This is a genomic window from Rheinheimera texasensis DSM 17496, from assembly GCF_000711985.1.
In the GTDB taxonomy this organism is placed as follows: domain Bacteria; phylum Pseudomonadota; class Gammaproteobacteria; order Enterobacterales; family Alteromonadaceae; genus Pararheinheimera; species Pararheinheimera texasensis.
The window spans coordinates 1,035,254-1,051,526 of the sequence record NZ_JONU01000007.1 but is presented as its reverse complement, the minus strand read 5'-3'; the positions used below and the strand labels follow the sequence as shown (position 1 = coordinate 1,051,526).

The 16,273-nt window shown below is 52.4% G+C and carries 12 protein-coding genes; 9 read left to right on the top strand and 3 right to left on the bottom strand.

Annotated elements, in window-relative coordinates; all coding sequences use genetic code 11:
- Positions 1-238: 238 nt before the first annotated feature.
- From Q399_RS0104855 to Q399_RS0104845, 3 genes are all read left to right on the top strand, one after another.
- Entirely contained in the window at positions 239-1,360 is a 1,122-nt protein-coding gene (locus tag Q399_RS0104855; RefSeq protein ID WP_031566191.1) for an ABC transporter permease, read from the top strand.
- 194 nt (positions 1,361-1,554) lie between these two features.
- Positions 1,555-3,243, top strand: a complete 1,689-nt coding sequence (locus Q399_RS0104850) for a M20/M25/M40 family metallo-hydrolase (protein ID WP_157836223.1) — start codon at positions 1,555-1,557, stop codon at positions 3,241-3,243.
- A gap of 105 nt (positions 3,244-3,348) precedes the next feature.
- Positions 3,349-4,164: a TatD family hydrolase gene (locus Q399_RS0104845; RefSeq protein WP_031566187.1), complete on the top strand. Its 816-nt coding sequence runs from the start codon at positions 3,349-3,351 to the stop codon at positions 4,162-4,164.
- Positions 4,165-4,173: 9 nt separating this feature from the next.
- Here Q399_RS0104845 and Q399_RS0104840 read toward each other — a convergent pair whose 3' ends face one another.
- Positions 4,174-4,812: an AhpA/YtjB family protein gene (locus Q399_RS0104840; RefSeq protein WP_051685745.1), complete on the bottom strand. Its 639-nt coding sequence runs from the start codon at positions 4,810-4,812 to the stop codon at positions 4,174-4,176.
- A gap of 79 nt (positions 4,813-4,891) precedes the next feature.
- Between Q399_RS0104840 and serB the strand changes: the two genes are divergently transcribed.
- A complete protein-coding gene (gene serB, locus Q399_RS0104830) occupies positions 4,892-5,923 on the top strand; it encodes a phosphoserine phosphatase SerB (RefSeq protein ID WP_245612829.1) in 1,032 nt (343 codons plus the stop codon).
- On the top strand, positions 5,920-6,816 hold the full coding sequence (locus Q399_RS0104825) for an alpha/beta fold hydrolase (RefSeq protein WP_031566181.1): 897 nt from the start codon (positions 5,920-5,922) through the stop codon (positions 6,814-6,816). The genes serB and Q399_RS0104825 overlap by 4 nt, the downstream gene beginning before the upstream one ends.
- A 7-nt stretch (positions 6,817-6,823) precedes the next feature.
- Here Q399_RS0104825 and Q399_RS0104820 read toward each other — a convergent pair whose 3' ends face one another.
- Positions 6,824-9,361 carry a PilZ domain-containing protein gene (locus Q399_RS0104820; RefSeq protein WP_031566179.1) on the bottom strand — a complete coding sequence of 846 codons (2,538 nt, stop codon included), beginning with the start codon at positions 9,359-9,361 and terminating at the stop codon, positions 6,824-6,826.
- 94 nt (positions 9,362-9,455) lie between these two features.
- On the opposite strand from Q399_RS0104820, the gene radA reads away from it, so the two are divergent.
- Positions 9,456-10,820: a DNA repair protein RadA gene (gene radA / locus Q399_RS0104815; RefSeq protein WP_031566177.1), complete on the top strand. Its 1,365-nt coding sequence runs from the start codon at positions 9,456-9,458 to the stop codon at positions 10,818-10,820.
- Between the two features lie 53 nt (positions 10,821-10,873).
- On the opposite strand, the gene Q399_RS0104810 is transcribed toward radA, so the two are convergent.
- Entirely contained in the window at positions 10,874-11,623 is a 750-nt protein-coding gene (locus Q399_RS0104810) for an outer membrane protein assembly factor BamD (protein WP_031566175.1), read from the bottom strand.
- A gap of 125 nt (positions 11,624-11,748) precedes the next feature.
- Between Q399_RS0104810 and rluD the strand changes: the two genes are divergently transcribed.
- The 3 genes from rluD (at position 11,749) to clpB (ending at position 16,226) form a co-directional block, all read left to right on the top strand.
- Positions 11,749-12,723, top strand: a complete 975-nt coding sequence (gene rluD, locus Q399_RS0104805; RefSeq protein WP_031566174.1) for a 23S rRNA pseudouridine(1911/1915/1917) synthase RluD — start codon at positions 11,749-11,751, stop codon at positions 12,721-12,723.
- Entirely contained in the window at positions 12,723-13,499 is a 777-nt protein-coding gene (pgeF, locus tag Q399_RS0104800) for a peptidoglycan editing factor PgeF (RefSeq protein ID WP_031566172.1), read from the top strand. Before rluD ends, pgeF begins: the two co-directional genes overlap by 1 nt.
- Positions 13,500-13,640: 141 nt before the next feature.
- On the top strand, positions 13,641-16,226 hold the full coding sequence (clpB, locus tag Q399_RS0104795; protein WP_031566170.1) for an ATP-dependent chaperone ClpB: 2,586 nt from the start codon (positions 13,641-13,643) through the stop codon (positions 16,224-16,226).
- Positions 16,227-16,273 lie beyond the last annotated feature (47 nt).

The window sequence follows — 16,273 nt, the reverse complement described above, 5'->3', positions numbered from 1 at the left end:
ATTTTTTATGCAAGGCAGTGCGAGCGCGGTGTAGTTACTCTACATAAGCGAGCACTAACGCAGCAGAAAGAATGGCCAAACACTGCCCGCAGGGTTCGTCTGGCGCCGTTTTGGGCTTTGTCACTTGTCGCTCGCATAGAATCACTATGCCATGCTCCTCGTTTCGCGCCCAAAACGACTCCAGAACGAACAAAAATCAACATTGAGGCATCAACTCGTCCTTATACCGGAGCTGCTTATGTTGAGTCTGTCTCGCATTCACGCGATTTTTCGTAAAGAGATTTGGCAGTTAGCGCGCGACCGCATCACCTTTGCCATGATAGTGATGATCCCGCTGGTGCAGTTGATGTTATTTGGTTATGCCATTAACACCGATGTGCGCCACGTACCCGCAGCGCTGGTTGACCAAAGTAGCAGCAGCGCCGCCCGGCAGTTTGTCGCCGATGTGCAGGCTTCGCAGGCAGTGCGTTTTGTGCCGGATTTTACCGATATCAGCAAAGCCAAAGCAGCGCTGACAGCAGGAAAGGTTCATGCGATTTTAGTGATCCCAGCTGACTTTAATCGCAGGCTGGACGAACGCCGGCGCGGTGGTGGCAGAGCTATTGCGCAGTGGATCACCGACGGCTCAGATCCGATGCTGGGTAATGCCGTGAACGCCTTGCGCCAGATGCCGCTGCCGCAGCTTTCGCCCACGCATCGCGAAGCGGCGCTGCCGCCAAGTGCCTTATTTGAGGTGGTAAATTTTTATAATCCTGAGCGGCGTACTGCGGTCAACATAGTGCCGGGCTTAATTGCGGTGATCCTGACCATGACAATGATCCTGTTTACTTCTGCCGCCATAGTGCGCGAGCGTGAGCAGGGTAATATGGAGTTTTTGATTAATACGCCTATCCGGCCGCTTGAGCTGATGCTGGGGAAAATTCTGCCATATATCGCCATTGGTTTATTGCAGGTGGCAATCATTCTGGGCCTTGGCCATGCTCTCTTTGCGGTGCCGTTGCCTGAGCAATGGCTGTCGTTATGGCTGGTGACTCTGTTATTTATTCTGGCCAGTCTGACCCTGGGATTATTGATTTCGACCAAAGCACAAACTCAGCTGCAGGCGATGCAACTGACGGTGTTTATCCTGTTGCCGTCGATTTTGTTGTCCGGTTTTATGTTTCCTTATGTGGCGATGCCAAAACCGGCGCAGTACATCGCCGAATTATTGCCTGCCACTCACTATGTGCGGCTGGTGCGGGCCGTGGTACTACGTGATGCGCACTGGACTGCACTATTGAACGATATCATGGTGTTAGCGGCTTTTATTGTGGTTGGCATGACACTGGCGACGTTGCAATTTCGCAAGCGGCTGGATTGATGGGCCTGCACTGGCAAGCTGCTGGCGAATTGTCGTTGTAAATACTGTGTTTACCTCAAAGCCGTTGCCTTGTGGTTGTTGCTGGCTGAGTCTGAGCTTTGTCTGTCCCTGTCCTGGTAAAGGATCAGATAAATGGAACACCCTGTGGTCACATAGGGCATAAAAGCAAAAATAAACAAAGCGGGAACATGGTTATGCAACGAATGCTCAATAAAGCCGCCGTGTCAGTACTGGCACTGGCGGTATCACAGGTTTTGGCTGCTGATCTGGATGTGGCCAACAAAATCCGTCACGAAGGTCTGTATCAAAGTGAAGTACTGCACACGCTGGAGTATCTGACCGACAAAATCGGTCCGCGCCTGACCGCGTCGCCGCAAATGACGGCGGCCAACCACTGGACCAAACAACAACTGCAAAGCTGGGGCCTGAAAAATGCGCAATTACATGCCTTTGAATTTGGCCGCGGCTGGAGCTCTTCCTCGTCCAGCATTGCGCTGACTGCACCACGGACTGTGTCTTTGCACGGTATTCCGGTGGCCTGGACGCCGGGTACCAATGGCCCGGTCAGTGGCGAAGTGATGATGTTTGACGTCAACACCGAAGCTGAACTGGCCCAGTATGCCGGCAAATTACGTGGTAAATATCTGATGATGGGCGAAGATCTGAAAATTGAACCGCCAAATACCATCATTTTTGAACGGCTTGGCAGCGACAAACTCAATACCTTAAAAGATGCCGATGTCGGTGCGCGCCCGAGCTATGAATCGGCCATGACCAAAGCGCTGCGCGCCAGCCGCAAACAGGCCTATCAATTTAACAAAGCGCTGAGTGCCTTTTTAGTCAAAGAGCAGGCCGCTGGTGTCATCTACCGCTCCAGCCGTCAGGGCGGTCTGGTGCGCGTGTTTGGTAAATCACACAAAATCGGCGAAACCTTTGGCGTGCCGGCCATCATCATCGAGCAGGAAGACTATGGCCAGCTGTTACGGATGCTGGACCGCAAAGAGCAGCCGCAGCTGACGCTGGATATCAAAGCGCAGTTCCACGATGACGACAAAAACGCCTACAACACTATTGCCGAAATTCCGGGCACGGACAAAAACGGTGAAGTGGTGATGGTTGGTGCGCATCTGGATTCCTGGCACGCCAGTGACGGTGCTGTGGATAACGGCGCCGGTGTGGCTGTGGCGATGGAAGCGGTGCGTATTCTGTCCAAACTGAACATCAAGCCAAAACGTACTATCCGCATTGCGCTGTGGTCTGGCGAAGAGCAGGGCCTGTATGGCTCGCGCGCTTATGTTAACGACTTCCTGGCCAGTCGTCCGGCACCAACAGATCCGGCGGAAAAAGCGCTGCCGCGTTATTTGTGGTCAAGTCCGGGCTGGCCGATTTCGCCAAAAGCCGGTTACGACAAGCTGTCGGTTTACCTGAACATGGATAACGGCAGTGGCCGCTTCCGTGGGATTTACACTGAAGGCAACGTCGCGGTAAAACCGATCTTCACTGATTGGTTTGGCCCCTACATGGATTTAAGCAATGGCACCGTATCACCGCGTTCCACTGGCGGTACTGACCATGAATCATTTGATGATGTTGGTTTGCCGGGCTTCCAGTTTATTCAGGACCCGCTCGATTACAGCACCCGCCTGCATCACACTCATATCGATTCGATTGACCATGTGATTGAAGATGACCTGAAACAGGCATCGGTGATCATGGCTGGTTTCCTGTACGAAGCGGCGATGGCTGACAAAAAGCTGCCACGTAAACCGATGCCAACGCCGGCATCCGCGGTGCAGCAACAGCGGCAGGATCTGGAAAGTCAGAAAGAGCGGCGTAAAGCTGAACTGGAGGCAAAGAGCACGCTGGAAAGCGGTCAGCTCTGACACTAAAAAGAGAACCCGGCACTTGCCGGGTTTTCTTTTTGCGCCTTGCTTCAGGCGACTGGTTCTGCTGCAATGCGTCCAATCGCAGCCTGCTGAAGAGCCGAAATGCCATTGTCTGTGCCTGTTTTATTTGATACCCACTGTCATCTGGATTTACCGGAACTGGCCGCTGAATTGCAGGCTGTTCTTGCTGCTGCGGTGGAAGCTGGCGTTGGGCGTATTTTAGTGCCTGCTGTTGAAGCCGCGCGCTGGCGTACTTTGTTGCAGCTGCAACAACAAACCGCCGAGCTCAAGTTCGAACTGGCGCTTGGTATTCATCCCTGGTGGGCAGAAAGTGCAACAGAGCAACAGCTCGCTGAATTAGCCAGCCTGTTGCAAACCGAAGCCGGCATTTGTGCAGTAGGGGAAATTGGCCTTGATTTTGCCCGTTCTGGTGACGATGACGCGGCCACGCAGCAACGACATCAATGGCAACAGAAGATCTTCAGTGCCCAGTTAGCTTTAGCCGCGCAAGTGGGTAAACCCGTGGTGCTGCATCACCGCAAATCCCAGCCAGCGCTACTTGCCGAATTAAAACGCCAACAATTTTGCCATGGCGGCATTTTACATGCGTTTTCAGGGAGTCAGGCGCAGGCACATGCCTTTTTAGATCAGGGCTTTAAACTCGGTATCGGCGGTACTATCAGTTATGAACGGGCGCAGAAAACCCGCGACACGGTGAAAAAATTACCGCTGTCGGCATTGGTGCTGGAAACGGACGCACCGGCGATGCCGCTGGCCGGTTTTCAGGGCCAAGTCAACACCCCGGCGCAGCTGGCATTAGTGTTTCAGCATCTTTGTTTACTGCGGCCCGAATCGCCTGCTGTGCTGGCTGAGGCGCTGTGGCAAAACAGCCTCAGCGCATTACAGCTGCCGGTTTAGCTTTTGATATCAGGTTTTGGGCGGAATTTGATGTGTCTGATGTTCCGGGCTGTCCATCGCGGCATGATGTAAAGCTTTGTTTGACGCCAGTTTGTGCGATAGCGCCTGCAAAGAACCACGCAGCATCAGGGCAAGTAACGCGGCAAATGCCAGCATCCACAGCACTTGTTCCATCAGCTGATGCCAGCTGGAACTCACTGCATCAAAGCTGCTGTATTGCTTTAAGCTGATTTTGATATAACCCAGCAGCTGAGTGCCCTGATAGATTTCCTGCACCATCGGTAGCAGGTGATCAGGGGTTTGTGGCGCATATAACAAGCGTGCCGGTTCACTGCCGGCGGATTCACTCAAGCGTACGCCGTTGGCGTCATACACCACCACGTCGTGCAGATAAGGATTGGAGGCCATTTGCTGAGTCAGGGCTTTGAGGCCTTCAAGCTGGTCGTTTTCAATCAGATAAGCACAGGTTTGCGCTAAGGCTTTTAAGGTTTCGCGCATCAGCACGGCGCTTTGTTCGGCAAACAGTTGCTCGCCATGTTTGTTACTCTGTTGCCACCACTGCAACAACAGGATAAATCCACACACCGCGAGGATAAATTGTGCGCTGCGCCAGATTTTCGCTGATTTTTTTGGCTTTTTTACTGACATTTGTCTTGTTGATCCGCTGACAAGGCCGGAAAAATGCCGGTAGAATGCCACGCAGCCCACTTAAAGTACAGGTACGCCCGTGAGTCGTGTGACGTCTGATATTGCAGTTCCATCAACAACGCAGTTATTTTCTGAGTTATTTCAACAGCATCCATGCGTGCTTTTGCTGGAAACTGCTGAAGGTTTACAACTGAGTCCGGCATCAGCCGGGGCACCTGTCGCAGGAATTATCCGGATTTGGGCGCAGCAGCCAGACACGCTGACCAAGGCCTCACTACGCCAACTGCTGCAGCTTGTGGCACAGCCGGTCCTTGCTTTGTGTTATCAGCCACATGCGGATTTAGCGCCGGCGCTGGAGCTGCGTCTGCAGTCTCAGCTGACGGCAGATACTGTGATGCAACTGCGGGAGCTGGCCGCCACATTGTCGCTGGAGCTGAACTATCAGACGTCACAGCCAAAACTTACCACACCAGGCGTGCTGGTGATGGATATGGACAGTACAGCTATTCAGATTGAATGTATCGATGAAATCGCGCTGCTCGCCGGCGTTGGGCCAGAAGTAGCCGCTGTCACGGCAGCCGCGATGCGTGGTGAGCTGGATTTTGCTCAAAGCCTGCGCCAGCGGGTGGCCACGTTAAAAAATGCGCCTGAACAGGTGTTAGCGACAGTGCTGGCGCGCTTACCGCTGATGCCAGGGCTCGAAGCTTTGGTGGCTACATTGCAACAACACCAGTGGACAGTAGCCATTGCTTCCGGCGGCTTTACTTATTTTACTGAGGCGCTGCAGCAGCGACTTGGTTTGACCGCCACTTTTGCCAATGTGCTGGAGATCAAAGACGGCAAACTGACCGGACAAGTGCTGGGTGATATTGTCGATGCGCAAGTCAAAGCGCAAGTGGTGCAGCAGCTTGCCGGCGCGCGCGATATTCCTTACAGTCAGACGGTTGCAATCGGCGATGGCGCCAATGACCTGCCGATGCTGGCTGTAGCAGGGTTAGGTGTCGCATTTCATGCCAAACCGCTGGTGCAGGCTAAAGCGCAATATGCCATCCGGCAGGGCTCTTTACTGCAGTTATTGTATTTGTTCGATTGCACTGACAGCGCCGCATGAAGCATCAGCAGCATTCAGTTTATGTCGACCAAGGCGCGTATCAGCTGCATCTGAAAGCACTGGTGCCGCATCATGTCAGCGCGACACCGGTGCTGATGCTGCATGGCGCTATTGAGAATGGTCGTATTTTTTACAGCAGCTCCGGTAAAGGGCTTGGCTGTTATCTCGCCGACCAGGGGTTTTTGGTATACAGCGCCGATTTTGCCGGCCGCGGCCTGTCTAAACCTCATGTCAGCACTGGGTTTGACCAAAGCCAGCATCAATTGATTTGCCAGGATATCCCGGCCTTAATCAACGACGTCTATCAGCGCCATCAGCAAAAAATCAGTCTGGTTTGCCACAGCTGGGGTGGGGTTGTCGCACTTGCGGCTTTGGCGCGCCAGCCGGCACTGCTTAGTAAAGTGCGGGCTATCGTTTGTTTTGGCAGCAAAAGGCGCATCAGCGTGCGCTCCTGGCAAAAAACTCTGCAGGTGGATTGGGTCTGGAACAGGTTGTGTCCCTGGCTTGCCGGCAAACGTGGGTTTTTGCCGGCAAAGCAGTGGAAACTCGGCGCCGATGATGAACCGCAGCAGTTTTTACGCGATACCATTCATTGGATAAACCATCAGCATTTTGTTGACCCGACCGATGGCTTTGATTACAGCGCGGCGGCGCAGCAAGTGAACTGGCCGGCAGCCTGGTTTTTTGCGGCGGTTAATGACAAAGTGTTGGGACATGCCACCGATGTCAGATTGCTGATGCAGGAAAGCGGCTTGGCCGGCGCGCAATTTCGTTTGTTAGGTAAAGTGCAGGGCGATGCGCTGGATTATGACCATATCTCAATGCTGACGGCGGCTCAGGCCAAGAGCGGACATTTCCGCGATCTTGCGATGTGGTTAAAAACGTTGGAATAGGACGGCTTCAGCTGCTCTGTTCCAGCTGTTGAATAAAACTGCGGCGTTTTTGTTGTTGCGACTGGATTTGTTCGGTTGGAATGCTAAAACGCAGCAACACCTCGTCACTGATATCGATGACATCACCGACCCCAACCACACTCCATAACTCTTCTTCCAGCACTTTGGCTTTATGAATGGCATAGACGCTGATGTAACTCAGTTCTTTATTGATATGTTCAGTGTCGGGGCGGCCGGTGCGCGACAAATGGATGCGAAAGGCAAATAACAAATCGTTGGCTAAGGCGTCCTGAACGAAAAAGTGCTTAGCCTGCGTTGTTTTTAAATCGAAATCGAACTCAGTGACAAAACTTTGTTCCATTTTTTGCTGATTTTGCCGGTAACGGATAAAAACTTCATAAGTGCGCGGTGGATCTTGCCGTTTCATGCCTTTGAGCTGATTGGCAAAATGCAGGTTGGTGGCGCTGTTTTTCAACAGCGGCTGTAAGTTCGGTTTGGTCTTGTCCTCAGCCAACACGCCAAGCAGCCGGTGCAGGTTGTTTGGTTCGGCGCCTTGCCCCAGCACGTTTAGGTCATAACGGATGCCGTGACGGTGCATAAAAAACGGGAAGCTGTTCAGCGCTTTGACATACATATTGCGCAGCGCCTGACCGAGACCTGCGAATTTCGGCGTTTCTTCCGCCATGGTGAGCTTAGCTCTGTTGTTTTTAATCAGCTGTTCAAAAAATAACCGGCCCTGATGCGGTGCTTCCTGCTCGACAATACGTAAGTTCATGATCAGCTGATTTTTGCTGACCGCCATCACTTCGTATTCCAGATCCTGCAGACCGTATTTGCTGGATATTTTTTGCATATCCGGCAGTGCCAGCTGCACTTTGTCGCCTTTTTGATAGGCGATTTGTTCATGCGTTTCTATCTGCAGACCCCGCGAAGAAAAATCGCGGGTATGTGCTTCGATATATTGCTGGTTATTGATTTTCAGCAAAACGCGGGTTTTATATAAAAACCGGCCTTCAGCCCGCAAGTTGACATATTGCACCGCCACTGCCTCGAGCGGGGGCAATTCGTCTACTTTTGGATGACCAAAGATTTTCAGCTGACCCAGCAAAGTCTCATCGAAGCTGATTTGCTGATACAGCAAATTACTTTCATTGTGGTTAATCTCCGTCAGTGCAGCGATGTAGCGGAAATCCTGAATAAACTGTTGCACTATCGGCGGTGGCGGCTGATTAAGCTTTTGGATCTCCTGGTCTGCCGTATCTGGCAGTGACAGCAGCATATGCGAATCCTGCGGATGGGTGCGATGCACCACCAGGTGGAACACCCGCCAACTGGGTTTTTGCGCGCCAAAACCAAAAAACACGCTTTGCAGCTGTGGTTGCTGCGCCAGTTCGTCGGCTGTGGCTGAGTAAAAATATAATTTGCCTTTGGCCGCATGGGTAAAACAATAAAGGACGGTGGATCGCTCGACCGGGGCTTTTTGCAGGCAGGCTTTCAGTCGTTTGCCGGATAGAATCTGCATCAATACCGATTGTTGTCGTTCATCCTGAAAATACTGCACGTGCTGGCGGTTGTTTTCGGTGGTCAGTACGCACACCGGAACTGGCAAACCATCCCGCACCGCCAGAAACACTGGCAAGGATGCGATCCTTGGCAGATAAAACTGCTCATAGCCTTTGACGATCACTGCATCGAGCGTGTTATCCAGATTGACTTTATAGCGGCGTTTATTGCCGTGGATAAATTGCTTCAGGAAGTCAGTAAAACCACGTTCATCGGCCAGTGGCAAACGTTTGACCCGGACATACTGCGAGCGGTCTACTAATTCGCTGTCGATGACCTGATAAGGGATACCCTGCGACAGGCCTAAGGCAAACTCTTGCTCTAAACCGGTGAAATGCAGGGCAATTTTTTGCCCGCTCTGTAACCTGCGGCTACCCGGGACTTTGAGCTTACTGCCGGATACAGATAAATCGACGGTGCTTGCCTGAAAGGTTTCGCCATCATCCAGTTCCACTTCAATGTCGATAGTGAAATTCATCCGCTCTTCGCCGCGGCTGCAGTAGCTGGCGAACTGCACAATACGCGGACCAGCTTTATCAGTTTCCTGATCGGTATCCGGTGTTGGGTCTTTATTAACCAGCGGGTCACCGGCAATGACGGCCTGCAAACGTTGTTCTGTTTCCTGCTTGTGTCGAACCCGATAATTGTTATCGGTGTTCATCACTTCCTCGTACAAGCCCAGCGTGTATTGGCCGTAGCGCTTCAGGCCGCGTTCAAAAGCTTTGACGGCGGTGTCGTCCATATAATGGGTTTTGCCGCCATGTTCAAAAGGTCGCACTTCACCATCAACGCGACCGCGCAAATCAATGTAGTAGTTACAGGGTTGACCCAGACGCTTAAGTTCCATCTTCAACAGGAACTGTTTGGGTTTAGGGATCTCTTGGGTCAAAATAGTAAAAACCTCACTGAATTCATTGCTGTTCAGTAAGGGTTTTAACCTCTCAATAATGCCCAGATACGGGAGGAGATCCGGTGTTGTCATTCTGTCCTGTATAGCCACTTCACTGCAGCGGCATATGATAATATCAATACAATAAAAGCAATTATTATGCCTATCAATAATTTTGAGGCCAAAAATGGCAAAAACCAAGACTGCTTATGTCTGCAATGACTGCGGTGCTGATTTTGTGCGTTGGCAAGGCCAATGTACCGAATGTGGTGCCTGGAATACCATCAGTGAAGTTCGTATGGCGGCACCGTCTAAAAGTAGCCGCAGTCTGGCGGGCGGTTATGCCGGTGCTACCGCCGCGAAGATCATCCGCCTTGATCAGGTAGATTTACAGGAAGTGCCGCGGTTCAGCTCCGGTTTTGCCGAATTTGACCGGGTGCTGGGCGGTGGTATTGTGCCTGGCTCTGCCATTCTGATTGGCGGACATCCTGGTGCCGGTAAAAGTACTTTGCTATTACAAATCATGTGTTTTCTGGCGGGACAGGGGCCTGCGCTTTATGTCACCGGCGAGGAATCACTGCAGCAGGTGGCGATGCGGGCCAATCGTTTAGCTTTACCGATGCATCAGCTGCAGATGTTAGCCGAGACGCAGGTGGAAACCATCTGTGACCTGGCTTTAACCGTTAAGCCGCGCATTATGGTCATCGACTCCATCCAGGTGATGCAGATGGCGGATATCCAGTCTGCGCCTGGCAGTGTGTCTCAGGTGCGCGAAAGCGCCGCTTATCTGACCCGCTTTGCAAAACAGCAGAATATAGCTGTCATCATGGTCGGTCACGTCACCAAAGACGGTTCGCTGGCCGGGCCCAAAGTGCTGGAACATTGTATCGACTGCTCAGTGATGTTCGATGGCGACAGTGATAGCCGCTATCGCACGTTACGCGGTAACAAAAACCGCTTTGGTGCTGTGAATGAACTCGGCGTATTTGCCATGACCGGGCAGGGCATGAAAGAGGTAAAAAATCCGTCAGCGATTTTTTTAAACCGCGGCAAGGAAGAAGCGCCGGGGTCGTTGGTGATGGTGTTATGGGAAGGTACCCGGCCTTTACTGGTGGAAATTCAGGGGCTGGTGGATTATTCGCCGCTGAATAATCCGCGTCGGGTTGCGGTTGGGATGGAGCAAAACCGGCTGTCGATGTTACTGGCGGTGATGCATCGCCACGCCGGCATTCAAATGGCTGACCAGGACGTGTTTGTGAACGTGGTTGGCGGCGTGCGCGTCGGCGAGACAGGTGCTGATCTAGCCACTTTGCTGGCGTTGGTATCGAGTTTTCGTAATAAACCGCTGCCGATGGATTTGGTGGTGTTTGGCGAAGTGGGCTTATCCGGCGAGATCCGGCCAGTGCCCAGCGGTCAGGAACGGCTGCGGGAAGCGGCCAAACACGGGTTTCGCCGCGCTATAGTGCCGCATAGCAATGTGCCGAAGGAAATGCCGGAAGGCATGCAGGTTATTGGCGTCAGTAAGCTCAGTGAGGCGTTAGAAGCCTTGTAACTGAGCCTCAGACAGCAAAAAGGCCACTTCGGTGGCCTTTTTTGGCGGTTATCTTAGCTCTGCTGGTCCGGGAAGTTGAGCTGCAACACAGCTTTTGCGTCATCACGCAGTTTGGTCAGACCTAATTCGTCATAACTTTTTACCATCAGTGCTAATGCTTGTGGTACTAACGGCGAGTCGCGATAGGTTTCTAGCACATATCGGGCACGGTTAGCAGCGGCCAGGTGAGCACCACGGCGGCTGTAATAATCGGCGATTAACAGCTCATGACGCACCAGCTTCTCTTTGATGATAATCATCTGAGTTTTGGCAGCTGCGGCGTATTTGCTGTTTGGATAATTGCTGGTCAGGATCTTGAAGTCATCAAAAGCCTGTTTAGTGCTGGCGATATCGCGGTCGGCACGGTCGACACCAAAAAACTCCTGAAAGGAGTTTTCATCGGACTGCAGATTGCTGACGCCACGCATGTAATAGACGTAGTCCAGGTCCGGATGATTTGGATTGAGCCGGATAAAACGGTCAATGCTGGCCAGCGACTGCTTGATGTCACCAGACTGGTTATAAGCGTAAATCAGGTCAAGCTGCACCTGTCGGGCCATAGGGCCAAACGGATAACGGCTTTCCATACCTTTGAGCAGATCGATTGCGCGGCTGTAAAGGCCTGAATCTAATACAGCTTTGGCTTCGTTATAGGATTGTTGGGCGGTTTGATTGGTGTTGACCAGTTCTTCGGCTGGCTTGTTACCGGCGCAGCCGGCAAGCAGTGCAGCGACTGCTAAAACTGAGAAAAATTTCACTTTCATTAAAAAACCCACTCAGACTGCAGCCTTTAGCTGTCTAGTCCTGCATAAAATCGTTAAAATAGGCAGAATAATTTCGATTCTACCAAAGAGCGTGCAGCGATGCACAGAGGATAACCGGTTCCGACATGACAAAACAGATAAAACTTACAGAAACAGTACCTGATCATCTTTACGGTAAACGCTTGGATCAGGTTCTGGCCGAAATGTTCCCTGATTATTCGCGTTCGCGGATAAAAGAGTGGATTTTGGCCGGCTGGGTCAACGTCAATAACCGCCTGTGTGACACGCCACGGGAAAAATTGCTCGGTGGCGAACATATCGACATCAATGCCGAGATTGAAGAAGACGAACGGTTTGAAGCTGAGCCGATTGAGCTCAACATCGTCTTCGAAGACGAACATATTCTGGTGATCAATAAACCAGCCGGTTTAGTAGTGCATCCGGGCGCAGGCAATCACGATGGTACTTTGCTCAACGCACTTCTGCATCATTGCCCTGGCATCGCCGAAGTGCCGCGCGCCGGCATTATTCACCGTCTCGATAAAGACACCACCGGCCTGATGGTGGTCGCGAAAACTATCCCGGCCCAGACTCACCTGGTTGAGATGATGCAAAACCGTGAAATCACCCGCGAATATGAAGCCATAGTACACGGCGCTATGACTGCCGGTGGTATGGTCGATGAACCGATTGGCCGTCACCCGACCAAACGTACTCATATGGCGGTGACATCCAGCGGTAAACCAGCGGTGACGCATTACCGGGTGATGGAAAAATTCCGCAATCACACTCGCTTACGTTTACGGCTGGAAACCGGCCGGACGCACCAGATCCGTGTGCATATGACTTATATCAACTACCCGCTGGTGGGCGACCCGGTGTATGCCGGCCGGCCACGGCCACCGCGTAAAGCCGACGAAGCGCTATTAGAAGTGTTACGTGGCTTCCGTCGCCAGGCACTGCATGCTGCTATGCTGCGCTTTGCCCATCCCATCACCCTGGAATTAATGGAATGGCATGCGCCTGTGCCGGACGATATGGTGGCATTGACGCTTGCACTGCGTCAGGATACCCAATTGCATGGTATGGATAACAGCTGATGCAAGGTGCTGCAGTTGTCGACTTTCTGTTACCGGACTGGCCGGCACCGGCCAATGTCCGGGCGCTGTCTACCAGCCGTGGACTGGCGCAGCAACCGCCTTTTGGCGGTTCTTCCGGCGTGTATGCCGGCTTAAATCTCGGTACTCATGTCAGCGACAAGCCCGAAGTGGTGGCCGCAAACCGGCAGCTGTTGCAGCAATATTGCGGCTTCAAATGCGAGCCGGCCTGGCTGAATCAAATTCATGGCACCACAGTGGTGGATTTGGATAGCTGGCAAGGTGGACTGACCGATGCCGATGCCAGCGTCACCACTACAGAAGGTTTGGCTGCTGTGGTGATGACGGCAGACTGTCTGCCGGTACTGTTTTGTGACAAAGCCGGCAGCCGGGTTGCGGCAGCACATGCCGGCTGGCGCGGCTTGTGTGACGGTGTGCTGGAAACGACACTTGAGCATTTCCCTGAGCCTTCGGCCGTGTTGGCCTGGTTAGGACCGGCCATTGGGCCGCTGAACTTTGAAGTAGGCAGCGAAGTGCGTGCCGCGTTTATCGCGCACTCAGCACAGGCTGCTGAAGCTTTTTCACCTTCTGCCAATTCAGGCAAATATCTGGCTGATATTTATCTGCTGGCGCGGCAACGCTTGCAGGCCGTCGGTGTCACTGATATTTACGGTGGCGAGTATTGTACTGTGGCCGACCCGCAGCGGTTTTTCTCCTATCGCCGGGATGGCCAGACCGGCCGGCAGGCTAGTCTAATCTGGTTGAGCAGCTCAGGCTGAGCCCACAATACTGAAACCAGAATCCTGAGACAAAGCCCCACAGTTTTTTGACGTAAGTCAAATTTTTGACGGCTTGCGCTTGAAAAAGCAGCAGCACTTCCCCATCTATGCCATAACAATGTTTTCAGATGGGAGTTCACCATGCGTTTAGACCGCTTTACCAGCAAGTTTCAGGAGGCCATCGCTACTGCGCAGTCACTGGCGCTTGGCCGCGACCATCAATTTATTGAACCAGTGCATCTAATGCATGCCTTGCTCAATCAGGAAGGTGGCACGGTCCGCGACCTGCTGAGCAAGGTCGGTGTTAATCTGCACGATCTGCGTTCAAAAATCTCCCAGTCTATTGAGCGTCTGCCCAAAGTTGAAGGCAGCGAGGGCAATCTGCAGCTATCAAGCAGTATGATTAACTTGCTAAATTTATGTGACAAACTGGCGCAAAAACGCAAAGACCAATTTATCTCCAGCGAACTTTTTGTGCTGGCAGCCTGTGACGACAAAGCGGAGTTAGGCGCCTTGCTGAAAAGTCTCGGCGTCAGTAAAGACGCAGTAGAAAAAGCTATCGATCAACTGCGTGCCGGGCAGAACGTCGACGACCCGAACGCTGAAGACACCCGTCAGGCGCTGAATAAATACACTATCGATCTGACTGCGCGGGCTGAAGCCGGCAAGTTAGACCCGGTGATTGGCCGCGACGAAGAGATCCGCCGTTGTATTCAGGTGCTGCAACGCCGCACCAAAAACAATCCGGTACTGATTGGTGAACCTGGTGTCGGTAAAACGGCGATTGTTGAAGGTTTAGCGCTGCGTATCATCAACAAAGAAGTGCCGGAAGGCTTAAAAGACAAAAGGGTGCTATCGCTGGATTTAGGGGCTTTGCTGGCCGGTGCCAAATATCGCGGTGAATTTGAAGAACGCTTAAAAGCTGTGCTCAATGAACTCGCCAAAGAAGAAGGCCGGGTGATTTTATTTATCGACGAAATCCATACTATGGTCGGCGCCGGTAAAGCCGATGGCGCGATGGACGCCGGCAATATGTTAAAGCCGGCGCTTGCGCGCGGTGAGTTGCATTGTTTAGGTGCGACCACGCTTGATGAATATCGCAAATACATCGAAAAAGATGCGGCGCTGGAGCGGCGTTTCCAGAAGGTGTTAGTCGAAGAGCCTTCTGTCGAAGATACTATTGCGATTTTACGGGGCTTAAAAGAGCGCTACGAACTGCACCATGGGGTCGATATCACAGATCCGGCCATTGTGGCGGCCGCGATGCTGTCGCACCGCTATGTCGCAGATCGGCAGTTGCCAGATAAAGCCATTGATTTAATTGATGAAGCGGCTTCCAGCATCCGGATGCAGATGGACTCTAAACCGGAAGAATTGGACCGGCTGGAGCGGCGCATTATTCAGTTAAAACTGGAAGATAATGCGCTTGCCAAAGAAACCGACGATGCCAGTAAAAAACGCCGGGATTCTATCCTTGAGCAAATTCGTGAGTTAGATCAGAAATACAACGAACTGGACGAAGTCTGGAGTTCGGAAAAAGCTGCCTTGCAGGGCACGCAAAGTATCAAAGCAGATCTTGAGCAGGCGCGGCTGGATATGGAAGTCGCCCGTCGTGCCGGCGATTTAAACCGCATGTCACAGCTCAAATATGAGCGTATTCCCGCGCTGGAAAAGCGACTGGATTTAGCAGCCCAGGCCGAAATGCATGAAATGACACTGCTCAGAAACAAAGTAACTGAGCAGGAAATTGCCGAAGTGTTGTCCAAAGCCACTGGTATTCCGGTCAGCAAAATGCTCGAAGGCGAACGTGATAAATTACTCAGAATGGAAGAAGCACTTGGCCGGCGTGTCATCGGTCAGGTCGAAGCGGTAGGAGCCGTGTCCAACGCTATCCGCCGCTCCCGCGCCGGGCTGTCGGACCCGAATAAACCTATTGGTTCATTCCTGTTTTTAGGCCCGACCGGTGTTGGGAAAACCGAGCTGACCAAAGCCTTAGCGCACTTCCTGTTTGACAGCGAAGACGCGCTGGTACGTATCGACATGTCGGAGTTTATGGAAAAACATGCGGTGTCACGGTTAGTCGGTGCGCCGCCGGGATATGTCGGGTATGAAGAGGGTGGTTATCTGACCGAAGCGGTGCGCCGCCGGCCATATTCAGTGGTATTGCTGGATGAAGTGGAGAAGGCGCATCCGGATGTGTTTAACATCCTGCTGCAGGTGCTCGATGACGGCCGCCTGACCGATGGTCAGGGCCGTACTGTCGATTTTAAAAATACCGTTATCATCATGACGTCGAACTTAGGGTCTGATCTTATTCAGGAACATTATGCTGAACAAAGTTATGACCAGATGAAAAACATGCTGATGCAGGTGCTCACGCAGCAATTCAGACCCGAGTTTTTAAACCGTGTTGATGAAACTGTGGTGTTCCATCCACTCGATCACGCGCAGATTAAAAACATAGCCGGTATTCAGCTGAACCGTTTACGGCAGCGGCTGGCCGAACGGCAATATGGTTTGGAGGTGACAGAAGCGGCGCTGGATCAAATTGCGGCAGTGGGTTTTGATCCGGTGTTTGGTGCCCGGCCATTAAAACGCGCTGTGCAGCAATATGTCGAAAATGCGCTGGCACAAAGCCTGTTACGCGGCAATATTGCACCGAACAGCCTGATACGCGTTGATGTGGCGGACGGGCAGATGGTGATCAGCAGTCAGCCGCTGAACTAGTCTTTGAAAAACATCCTGCATACTGCGGGGTCAACCCGCAGTATGCT

Coding starts and splice junctions, on each gene's coding strand:
- Q399_RS0104855 (WP_031566191.1), top strand. CDS start 239: ATGTTGAGTCTGTCTCGCATTCACGCGATTTTTCGTAAAGAGATTTGG.
- Q399_RS0104850 (WP_157836223.1), top strand. CDS start 1,555: ATGCAACGAATGCTCAATAAAGCCGCCGTGTCAGTACTGGCACTGGCG.
- Q399_RS0104845 (WP_031566187.1), top strand. CDS start 3,349: ATGCCATTGTCTGTGCCTGTTTTATTTGATACCCACTGTCATCTGGAT.
- Q399_RS0104840 (WP_051685745.1), bottom strand. CDS start 4,812: ATGTCAGTAAAAAAGCCAAAAAAATCAGCGAAAATCTGGCGCAGCGCA.
- Q399_RS0104825 (WP_031566181.1), top strand. CDS start 5,920: ATGAAGCATCAGCAGCATTCAGTTTATGTCGACCAAGGCGCGTATCAG.
- Q399_RS0104820 (WP_031566179.1), bottom strand. CDS start 9,361: ATGACAACACCGGATCTCCTCCCGTATCTGGGCATTATTGAGAGGTTA.
- radA (WP_031566177.1), top strand. CDS start 9,456: ATGGCAAAAACCAAGACTGCTTATGTCTGCAATGACTGCGGTGCTGAT.
- Q399_RS0104810 (WP_031566175.1), bottom strand. CDS start 11,623: ATGAAAGTGAAATTTTTCTCAGTTTTAGCAGTCGCTGCACTGCTTGCC.
- rluD (WP_031566174.1), top strand. CDS start 11,749: ATGACAAAACAGATAAAACTTACAGAAACAGTACCTGATCATCTTTAC.
- pgeF (WP_031566172.1), top strand. CDS start 12,723: ATGCAAGGTGCTGCAGTTGTCGACTTTCTGTTACCGGACTGGCCGGCA.
- clpB (WP_031566170.1), top strand. CDS start 13,641: ATGCGTTTAGACCGCTTTACCAGCAAGTTTCAGGAGGCCATCGCTACT.